At 73.4% G+C, this 9349-nt stretch carries 9 protein-coding genes and 1 pseudogene; 6 read left to right on the top strand and 4 right to left on the bottom strand.

Annotation, left to right across the window (positions count from 1 at the left end; all coding sequences use genetic code 11):
* Window positions 1–94: 94 nt before the first annotated feature.
* Entirely contained in the window at window positions 95–727 is a 633-nt protein-coding gene (locus AC2W7J_RS11895) for an alpha/beta hydrolase (RefSeq protein WP_485982623.1), read from the bottom strand.
* A gap of 333 nt (window positions 728–1060) precedes the next feature.
* On the opposite strand from AC2W7J_RS11895, the gene AC2W7J_RS11890 reads away from it, so the two are divergent.
* The 3 genes and pseudogenes from AC2W7J_RS11890 (at window position 1061) to AC2W7J_RS11880 (ending at window position 4243) form a co-directional block, all read left to right on the top strand.
* Window positions 1061–1363 carry an SWIM zinc finger family protein gene (locus tag AC2W7J_RS11890; protein ID WP_485982625.1) on the top strand — a complete coding sequence of 101 codons (303 nt, stop codon included), beginning with the start codon at window positions 1061–1063 and terminating at the stop codon, window positions 1361–1363.
* 242 nt (window positions 1364–1605) lie between these two features.
* Window positions 1606–2961 (top strand): annotated as a pseudogene (locus tag AC2W7J_RS11885) (SNF2-related protein); the annotation flags it as partial.
* A gap of 115 nt (window positions 2962–3076) precedes the next feature.
* On the top strand, window positions 3077–4243 hold the full coding sequence (locus AC2W7J_RS11880; RefSeq protein ID WP_485982621.1) for a DEAD/DEAH box helicase: 1167 nt from the start codon (window positions 3077–3079) through the stop codon (window positions 4241–4243).
* 79 nt (window positions 4244–4322) lie between these two features.
* Here the strand turns inward: AC2W7J_RS11880 and AC2W7J_RS11875 are convergent, their stop codons facing one another.
* Window positions 4323–4667: a DUF2200 domain-containing protein gene (locus AC2W7J_RS11875; RefSeq protein ID WP_255184776.1), complete on the bottom strand. Its 345-nt coding sequence runs from the start codon at window positions 4665–4667 to the stop codon at window positions 4323–4325.
* 77 nt (window positions 4668–4744) lie between these two features.
* On the opposite strand from AC2W7J_RS11875, the gene AC2W7J_RS11870 reads away from it, so the two are divergent.
* Window positions 4745–5029, top strand: a complete 285-nt coding sequence (locus tag AC2W7J_RS11870; RefSeq protein WP_255184775.1) for a hypothetical protein — start codon at window positions 4745–4747, stop codon at window positions 5027–5029.
* Between the two features lie 10 nt (window positions 5030–5039).
* Here AC2W7J_RS11870 and AC2W7J_RS11865 read toward each other — a convergent pair whose 3' ends face one another.
* Both AC2W7J_RS11865 and AC2W7J_RS11860 read right to left on the bottom strand, forming a co-directional pair.
* A complete protein-coding gene (locus AC2W7J_RS11865) occupies window positions 5040–5570 on the bottom strand; it encodes a hypothetical protein (RefSeq protein ID WP_485982620.1) in 531 nt (176 codons plus the stop codon).
* 561 nt (window positions 5571–6131) lie between these two features.
* Window positions 6132–7238, bottom strand: coding sequence for a hypothetical protein (locus tag AC2W7J_RS11860; RefSeq protein WP_485982619.1), 1107 nt, complete (start codon window positions 7236–7238; stop codon window positions 6132–6134).
* Between the two features lie 127 nt (window positions 7239–7365).
* Between AC2W7J_RS11860 and AC2W7J_RS11855 the strand changes: the two genes are divergently transcribed.
* Together AC2W7J_RS11855 and AC2W7J_RS11850 are read left to right on the top strand one after the other, a co-directional pair.
* Window positions 7366–7974: a TetR/AcrR family transcriptional regulator gene (locus AC2W7J_RS11855; RefSeq protein ID WP_255184772.1), complete on the top strand. Its 609-nt coding sequence runs from the start codon at window positions 7366–7368 to the stop codon at window positions 7972–7974.
* A partial coding sequence (locus AC2W7J_RS11850) for an MFS transporter (RefSeq protein WP_485982618.1) occupies window positions 7971–9349 on the top strand: 1379 nt, incomplete at its 3' end. The genes AC2W7J_RS11855 and AC2W7J_RS11850, both read left to right, overlap by 4 nt.

The following is a 9349-nucleotide window of genomic DNA, read 5'->3' as shown; positions in this document are numbered from 1 at the left end:
GCGGGCTCGGCCTGGTGCGGCGCGACGCGCGCGCGCGGCCTCGACGACTCGTCGACGCGGTGACCGCGCGCTGCGCGGGGGTCTGACGCGACCGTCAGGCGGTGACGTCCTCGAGCCAGGCCGACAGGGCCTGCCGGCTGGCGGCGGTGAGGTCGTGCCCACCCGGCTCGCGCAGCGCCGTCGTCGTGGCGCCGGACTCGCCGGTGAGGTAGTCCCACGTCCGGTCGAGGAGTTCGCGGGGGATGACCTGGTCGGTGTCGCCCTGGATGACGAGCGTCGAGGTGCCCGCGAGTCGCTCCGGCGTGGTCGGCAGGCCCGCGTCGAAGGGCATCGTCGCGAAGAGGATCGCCCCGCCCACGAAGCGCTGGGGGTCGGCCAGCAGGAGCCCGCCGGCGAAGGCGGCGCCACCGCTGAATCCGACGAGCACCACGGGGCGGCCCTCCGGGGCCACGTCGTCGAGCCAGGCGCGAAACCACGCTATGGTCGCGGCGAGTGACTCGGCGACCGGACGGCCGATGCCACGGTTGGCGAACCACGCGAAGCCCCCACCCTCGGCGATCGGTGCGCGCACCGCAGCGTATTGCAGGCCCTGCGGCAGATGCGGAGCGAGCGAGATGATCTCGCCCTCGTGCGACCCGCGGCCGTGCAGCAGCACGACGAGCGGCGCGTCGGGATCGCTCGGTCCGTGGGTGACGACGACGGGCTCGGGGAAGGCGTGGGTGGCCATGGAGGGCTCCTGGGTAATAGTTGTTACGTCAACCAATCTACCGCATGGCGAAGGGGGACGTCGCGTCGTCGGGCGGCGCGAGGCCACGGCTGGGTCCACAGGCGGGGAGTGCGGTGGGCGCCTGTCCACAGGCGGCGGTCGTGGTGAGGCGGTGACGGGGGACCGGCCTACGGTGGGGGCATGCCGATCCTCCCTTCGTCCTCGCAGCGGGGCTGACCCGTGGTCTGGGACGTCGAGTCCGCCACGTGGGTCCGCGGGCTGAGCGACGACGAGATCCTCGCCGCGACGGACGAGGGGTCCTTCGAGCGCGGTCTCGACTACGCGGAGCGCGGCATGGTCCAGCAGGTGGCGACGCTCAACCGGGGCCGGGTCGTCGTGGCCAAGGTGGCCGGCTCGGAGCGGGACACCTACCAGACCATCGTCTCCCTGCGCAGCGACCCGAGGGATGCCGTCGTCGAGTGGGGCGCCCGCTGCAGCTGCCCCGTGGCCCGTGACTGCAAGCACGCCGTCGCCGTCGTGGTCAGCGTCCGCGAGGTCCTCGGCGGATCTGCGGGCGGCGTCGAGCCGAGCCCGCCGACCCGGCCGTGGGAGGACGCGCTCGCGCCGCTGCTCGCGACCCCGACCCGGAGCCCCTGACCCAGGGCGCACCCGTCGCGCTCGTCGTCGAGCGGGTCCAGGCGCCGCTGCACACCTGGGGGCGGGAGCGGGCCCCCCGGCTCCGGCTGCGTCCGACCCGCCGCACCAAGGCGGGCCACTGGGCGAAGAAGTACTCGTGGAGCGAGCTTCTCCAGCCCAACCCCTACGCCGCGGTCGGGGTGCGCGAGGGTCACCGCCGCGCCGTGAGCGCGCTCTTCGCCCTCTACGAGGCGCACACCGGCATGCGCCGCCACTCCTACGGCTCGGGCGGCGACGTCCACGTCGACGCACTCGGGCCCAGCGTCTGGCTCGCGCTGCGGCGGGTCCGCGACGCGGGCGTCGCCCTCATCGCGAGCGAGGCCGGCGACGAGGTCGAGCTGCTCGACGAGGCGGTCGAGGTGGTCCTCGACGTCACGGCTGTCGACGAGGGGCTCCTGCTCCGCCCGTCGATCGACGGTGCCGGCCCGGACGCGGGTGATCTCCAGCTCGTCGGCGAGCCGGCGCACGGAGTCGTCTGGGCCGAGGTGGGCGAGGACGGCGAGCGGATGCGGTTGGCGCCCTTCGGTGCCGAGCTGACGCCCGAGCTGGGTGAGCTGGTCGCCGGCCGCGACATCGTCGTGCCCGAGGCCGACGTCGAGCGCTTCGTCGCCCTCTTCCTCCCGCGGCTGCGGGAGCGGGTCACGGTCATCTCCTCCGACGACAGCGTCGACCTGCCGCTGCCGGAGCCGCCGCAGCTGCACCTCCACGTGCGCCGGGACGGTCGCGGCGTGCTGCTCGACCTGGGCTTCGCCTACTCGGCGGGCGGGAGCACCCATGTCGTCGGTGCTGACGAGCAGGGGTCTCTCCCGCGCGATCGCCGGGCCGAGCACGCCCTGCTCGAGGAGCTCGAGCCGCTCGCCGACCTGCCGGGCGCGCGGATCCGGTCTCCGCACGGCTGGCGGCTGCGCTCGCCGATGCGGCTCCACGGGCCCGCGGCGATCCTCGCCCTCACCGTCGTCGTGCCGCGGCTCGACGACGACCCGCGCTGCATCGTGGTCGTCGACGACGACGTCCCGAACTTCGAGGAGCTCGACGCCGAGCCCGAGGTCTCGCTGCACGCGGCGAGCGAGGACGGCGGCTCCGACTGGCTCGACCTGCACGTGCGGGTCACCGTCGGCGACGTCGAGGTGCCCTTCGAGCCGCTCTTCGCCGCGCTCGTCGCCGGCGAGGAGATCATGCAGCTCGAGACCGGCGAGTGGTTCCGGCTCGACCACCCGGTCCTCGACGACCTGCGGGCGCTCATCGAGGAGGCTCGGGCACTCGTCGAGCCGGAGGCCGGCGAGGTGCGGCTGAGCCGCTACCAGGTCGACCTCTACGACGAGCTGGCGGCGATCGCCGACGTCGAGGTCGAGCGCGATCACGCGTGGCGCTCGGGCGTCGAGACCCTCCGCGAGATCGACAGCCGCCCGGTGCCCGAGGCGCCGGCCTCCCTGCGGGCGACCCTGCGGCCCTACCAGCTCGAGGGCTATCACTGGCTGAGCACGCTCTGGGACGCCGGTCTCGGGGGCGTCCTCGCCGACGACATGGGTCTGGGCAAGACCGTGCAGGCCCTCGCGCTGCTCGCCCGCGCCCACGAGGCGGGCGAGCTCGACCGGCCGGTGCTCGTCGTCGCCCCCCACGAGCGTCGTCGGCACGTGGGCCAGCGAGGCCGCGAAGTTCGTCCCCGACCTCGTCGTGCGTACCCTGCCGCAGACCCACCGCCGCCGCGGCGCGTCCGTCGCCGAGGCGGTCGACGGCGCCCACCTCGTCGTCACCTCCTACGCCGTGCTGCGCATCGACGCCGCGGAGTTCGCCGAGGTCGACTGGCGCGGCGTGATCCTCGACGAGGCGCAGTTCGTCAAGAACGACCGCTCCAAGACGCACCAGGCCCTGCGGCGCCTGTCGACCCCCTTCGTCCTCGCGGTGACCGGCACCCCGCTGGAGAACTCGCTCATGGACCTGTGGTCCCTCTTCGCGCTCGCCGCACCCGGGCTCTACCCGCGGCGCGACCGCTTCGGCGACCTCTACCGCAAGCCCATCGAGTCAGGCGAGCAGCCCGAGCTCCTCGACCGGCTGCGTCGCCGGATCCGCCCGCTCATGCTGCGTCGGACCAAGGAGGAGGTGGCGATCGACCTGCCGCCCAAGCAGATTCAGGTTCTCCCGGTGGAGCTCTCCTCGACCCACCGGCGCATCTACGACCGACACCTGCAGCGCGAGCGCAAGCGGGTGCTCGGCCTCCTCGACGACCCCGACGCCAACCGAGTCGCGATCCTCGCCTCGCTGACCCGGCTGCGACAGCTGAGCCTCGACCCAGGCCTTGTCGACGACGAGCACCGCGGCCAAGGCATCTCGGCCAAGCTCGACGTGCTCGTCGAGCACCTCGGCGAGCTCGCCGTCGAGGGCCACCGGGCGCTCGTCTTCAGCCAGTTCACCGGCTTCCTCGCGATCGTGCGCGAGCGGCTCGAGGCCGAGGGCATCACGACGAGCTATCTCGACGGGGCGACGACCGACCGCGCGAGCGTCATCGACGGCTTCAAGCAGGGCGAGCAGACCGCCTTCCTCATCAGCCTCAAGGCCGGCGGTGTCGGCCTGACCCTCACCGAGGCCGACTACGTCTTCGTCCTCGACCCGTGGTGGAACCCCGCGGCCGAGGCCCAGGCCATCGACCGGGCCCACCGCATCGGGCAGGACAAGCCGGTCATGGTCTACCGCCTCGTGTCGACCGACACGATCGAGGACAAGGTCGTCGACCTGCAAGAGCGCAAGCGCGACCTCTTCGAGCGGGTCGTCGACGACGGCGGCGCGCTCTCGGGGGCGATCACCTCTGCCGACATCCGGGCCCTGCTCGATCCGAGCGACTGACGCCGACGCACGCCACCCCACCCGCGGGTCGAGGGGGTACGGCCGACACGGCGCGGTGGGCGCTGGCCCCGACGTGGGCTCAGGCCGAACGCAGCACCTTGTCCATCGCCTTGCCCTTGGCCAGCTCGTCGACGAGCTTGTCGAGGTAGCGGATCCGGCGCATCAGCGGGTCCTCGACCTCCTGCACCTTGACCCCGCAGACCGAGCCGGTGATCAGCTCGGCGGCCGGGTTGAGCTGCGCCTGTCCGAAGAAGTCCTCGAAGGTCGTCCCCTCGGCCAGGTGTCGCTCGAGCGCCGCCTGGTCATAGCCGGTGAGCCAGCGGATCACCTCGTCGAGCTCGTCCCTGGACCGCCCCTTGCGCTCGACCTTGGTCACGTAGTGCGGGTAGACGTCGGCGACGGCCGTGGTGAAGATCCGGTGCATGTCGCCAGCCTAGGGGCCGCCCCCGGTGGCTACGGTGGTCGGCGGACGGGCAGGGTGCCCGGCGAGAGGGGTGGGTCATGCGGGTTCTTGCGGTCATCGTCGGTGTGCTCTTCATGCTCCTCGGAGCATTGACGATCGCCTTCTCCTTCGCCTACATGCACGACTCCCGCAGCTCCACGGACTCCTGGACGTGCACGACGACCGAGACCGGGTCGTCCTGCGGCGCCGACGCCGACAGCGTGCAGGACATGATCGTCGACGCCAGCCTGTCCAACACCTTCCAGATCATCGGCGCGACCCTCTTCGTCAGTGGCTCGGTGCTCAACGCTGGTGCCGTGGCCGCCTCCGGCCGTCGCGCCTGAGCGAAGGGGGTCAGCCCCGATCGAGTGGGAAGTGGCCCGCGACGCGCACCGTCGTCGGCATGGTCGCCCCGTCGAGTCGGAGCGTGCGCGCCACCGAGAGCTCGCGCGGAGTCTCGTCGTCGTCGACGGCGAAGACCGCGTACCCGGGGCGGGCGCTGGAGTAGGTCTCCCCGCCCTCGAGGCCCTCGGTGCGCTCCGGCTCCTGCCCGTCCAGGCGGAGCGAGAGGTCGCGGACGCCGGTGACGCTGCGCGGCGTGCCAGCGCGGTCCACGACGTATGACATCGGGGAGGGGCGGACGGCGACCCCGGTCCAGTGCCGTCCCTCGCCGGCCCAGCCGAGCTCGTCGTCCCAGGCGTAGGGGGCCAGGGGTCCGGTCGTGAGGGTGGCCCGGCGGGCGTGCGGCCGCCACGCGGCGTCGGTCCGCAGCTGGCACGGTCGTGAGTCGGGGCATGCGGCGTCGACCCGTCGCGGGCGGGTCGACAGTCCCCGGGCGGCGCCGCGGTCCAGCTCTCCGGTCGCCACGTCGAGGCGCTGGGTCACGCCGTCGAATGGTCACCTCGACGGCGAGGTCGCGACCTCGGCGTCCGACGGCGACGAGTGTTGAGGTGCCGGTGCCCGTGGCCTCGGCGGCCAGCTCCCGGCCCGTCCCGTCCGCCAGGTCGATGCGTCTTCCGCCGGCGACGAGGCGGATGCCGATCTCCTGCTCGCCGACCTCCTGACCAGCGGCGTTGTCGACCGGCCGGGCCAGCCACGAGACGGGGACGAGGCGGGCCGCGTCATCGGCGCGCACGGGAGCCGTGTCCGACCAGTCGCGGTCGGCGCCGAGGTCGACGAGGCTCGCGTCCATCTCGCGCACGGGTCGGCCCACCTGCAGGTCCACGGCCGTGCCGGGGACGAGCACCTCGTGGGGCTGCCCGTTGTGGACCCGCGACTGGAGCGGCAGCCGGTCGCCGGCGGCGAGGACGTGTCGGTGGTCGGCGCGCCAGCCAGCGGCGAGGTTGCTGGCGAAGGCGGCCGCCGCCAGTGCCGCACAGACGGTGGTCCAGAGCTGCCCGCTCGTGGCGGGGCGTCGGGCGGCGCCACGAGCGAAGGGTGCCCGGGTCATGACAGCCGCCCTCCCTCGACGTCCCAGACGAGCCGCAGCGTCTCCCGGCCCGTGGCGAAGGGATCGCTCGGCACCGCCTCGATGTCGAGCGCCGCTTCCAGGTCCGGGCTCGTGCCCTCGTCGACCTCGAAGACGAACATCTGGGGGTCGTCCGGGTCCTGGATCGCCAGGGTGCCGGAGTTGAGGTCGTTGACGTCGACGGGGCCGGCGAGCGGCTCCTCGCCGCCGAGGCGGGCGGAGAAGGTGGTGGCGGAGCTCCAGCTCTCGTCATCGGTCCGCTCGACGTCGACCGTGCGGTCGAGGGTCAGGAGCACGGCGACGTACTCGCGTCCCCGAGGGGCCCAGCCCAGCCCGTCGACGTAGGGCACGCGCAGCACTCGCGTCACGGTGCACGCCGTCTCACGGGAGTAGTCCTCCAGCTCGAGGTCGGAGGAGTCGGCGCGGCGGCTGCGGCCGCAGTCGATCTCCGGTTCGTCCTGGAGGCTCGTGGCGGCGGGCAGGTCGGCGAGTTGTGCGGCTCGGCCGAGGTCGGCGGCGCCGTCGCTGCCGACGACCTGCTCCTCCCCGTCGACGGTGACGACGAGCTCCACATCGGTCGGGGCGCCGTCGACGGCCACCCATCGCGTTCCGGTGGCGTTGCTCCACGCGGTCTCGGGGTCGAGGCGGAAGCCTCCCGGGCGATCGCTCAGCGGGTGGTCGACCCCGTCGGCGCGCACGGAGACCTCGACCTGCGTCGCCAGGGGGTGGCGGATCCCGACGAAGGGCACCTGGTCGGTCGGGCTCGTCAGGTCGACCCTGACGAAGCTCCCTCCCTCGGGAGGTGCCACGTCTGCCGGGGCGCCGGAGATGTCGGGCAGCTCCGGCTGCGCTGCTGCGACCGCGACGTCGAGATGTCGCCACGGGAGCTCCAGCCGGACCTGGTCGGGCAGGGGCTCCTCGGCGTAGGGGGAGGAGAAGACGTCACCCGGGCTCGCCTGCGGACGCGAGTCGCCGTCGCCGTCGAGGCCGGTGACGGCCCAGGCGAGGCCGAGGGCCAGTGCGGTGCCGCTGGCGAGCGCGGCGGCGGTCGACCACAGCGACGGGAGCTCGGCAGTGCGCGACATGTGGACACCTTCGTGCAGTGCCGGGGTGGTGGCAACGGGGAGGGCTCCCCGCGGGCGACTTGGCGTTCCCCCCTTCGATCCTGTACACATGTACATGTACGGATGTACAACAACGAAGGGAGGGGCCGTGGGCTCCACGCAGGACCGGCCGGCACCGGGACGACGTGACCCCGAGGGACGCCGCCGCGCGATCATCGAGGCGGCCGCCGAGCTCGTCGTCGAAGGGGGCGCCGCCTCCCTCACCCACCGCGCCGTCGCGGCCCGGGCCGGGGTCTCGCTCGGCTCCACGACCCAGTACTTCGGCTCGCTCGACGAGCTGCGTGAGCTCGCCCTGCAGTCGCTCTCCGACCTCATCGACGCCGGCCTGGCCGAGGTCGAGGCGCAGCTGCTGCCCCTCGACGACGCCCCCGAGCGGCTGGCGCGGGAGATGCACGGCTTCCTCGCCGACGAGCGGGCGGTGCGCGCCGACCTCGAGCTCGTCCACGCCGGGCTCGGTGACGACCCGCGGCTGCGCGAGCTCGCCCTGCGGTGGACCGACCGGCTCGTCGAGATCCTCTCCCGCCACCTCGACCCGCCCGTCGCCGAGGCGATCGGCCTCTACCTCGACGGCGCCACGCTGCACGCCGGGCTGCACGACGAGCCGGTCTCCGCCGAGGCGATGGCCGCGGTCTTCCGCCGGCTCATGGCCGCCCCCACCACAGCCACCACCACGACCGAAGGGAGTGACCCCCGATGAACTCCACCCTCACCTCCGCGACCGCCCCGGTGTCGACGCGCCGCGCCTGGGCCGCCGTCGCCGTCCTCAGCGCGAGCCTGCTCGTCATCACGATGGACATGACGATCCTCAACATCGCGTTGCCGGACATGGCCGCCGAGCTGCGACCGACCGCCAACCAGCAGCTGTGGATCGTCGACGTCTACTCCCTCGTCCTCGCCGGGCTGCTCGTGCCGTGGGCCGCGGTCGCAGACCGGTGGGGCCGCCGACGGATGCTCCTGCTCGGCTACGCGATCTTCCTCGTCAGCTCGCTGCTCGTCCTCGTCGCCGACACCGCTGAGGCGGTCATCGTCCTGCGCGCCGTGCTCGGCATCGGCGGCGCGATGATCATGCCCAACACGCTCTCGCTCATTCGCGTCATCTTCACCGACGCCGGGCAGCGGGCGACGGCCCTGAGCATCTGGGCCGCCGTGTCCGGGCTCGGGGCGGCCGTGGGCCCGCTCGTCGGCGGCTTCCTCCTCGAGCACTTCTCCTGGCACGCGGCCTTCCTCGTCAACGTGCCGCTGATGATCGCCGCGATCATCGCCGGCGTGCTCGTGCTGCCGGAGTCGCGGGTCGAGGGCGCCGGCCGGTGGGATGTCACGGCCGCGGTGCTCGCGCTCGTCGGCATGGTCGCCTTCGTCTGGTCGGTGAAGTCCTTCGGCAAGGAGGCCAGCCTCGTCCACCCGCCCGCGCTGCTGGCGCTCGCGGTCGGCCTCGGTGCGCTGACGATCTTCGTGCGGCGCTGCCTGCGCAGCGATGCGCCGCTGCTCGACGTCGGCCTCTTCCGCAGCCGTCCCTTCAGCGCCGGGATCATCGCGGCGCTCGGCACGACCTTCGCCATGCTCGCGGCGCTGCTCCTGCTCACCCAGTGGCTGCAGCTCGTCGAGGGCGCGAGCCCGATCGAGTCGGGGATCAAGCTCATCCCCGTCGCGCTCGCCGGGGCCGTCGCCTCGCTCGCCGCGCCGCCGCTGGCCCGGGTCATCGGGGCACGGGCCGTGCTCGCCTCGGGGCTGGTGCTGGCGGGGGTCGGGCTGCTCGCCGTCGGGCTCGGACCCGACGAGCTGACCTACCCGCTCGTGCTCACGGCCATGCTCCTCGTGGGTGCCGGCACCGGGTCGCTCGCCATCGCCTCGGCGATGGTCATGATGGGCTCGCCCGAGGACAAGGCCGGCAATGCCGGTGCGCTCGAGGAGACCTCCTACGAGCTCGGCGGCACCCTCGGAGTCGCGATCCTCGGCAGCGTCTCTGCGCTCGTCTACCGCACCCACCTGCAGGAGTCGCCCGCTCTGGAGCAGCGGCCGGCCGGCAGGCCGGGCCCGGCGCCGAGGACTCCCTCGGCGCAGCGGTGGCGACG

It is taken from the genome of Janibacter sp. CFPM2_SD2, from assembly GCF_057364645.1.
The sequence above is the reverse complement of the archived record's forward strand: the minus strand, read 5'-3'. Positions and strand labels throughout refer to the sequence as shown.

Coding starts and splice junctions, on each gene's coding strand:
- AC2W7J_RS11895 (WP_485982623.1), bottom strand. CDS start 727: ATGGCCACCCACGCCTTCCCCGAGCCCGTCGTCGTCACCCACGGACCG.
- AC2W7J_RS11870 (WP_255184775.1), top strand. CDS start 4,745: ATGCGGGTTCTTGCGGTCATCGTCGGTGTGCTCTTCATGCTCCTCGGA.
- AC2W7J_RS11860 (WP_485982619.1), bottom strand. CDS start 7,238: ATGTCGCGCACTGCCGAGCTCCCGTCGCTGTGGTCGACCGCCGCCGCG.
- AC2W7J_RS11890 (WP_485982625.1), top strand. CDS start 1,061: ATGGTCCAGCAGGTGGCGACGCTCAACCGGGGCCGGGTCGTCGTGGCC.
- AC2W7J_RS11875 (WP_255184776.1), bottom strand. CDS start 4,667: ATGCACCGGATCTTCACCACGGCCGTCGCCGACGTCTACCCGCACTAC.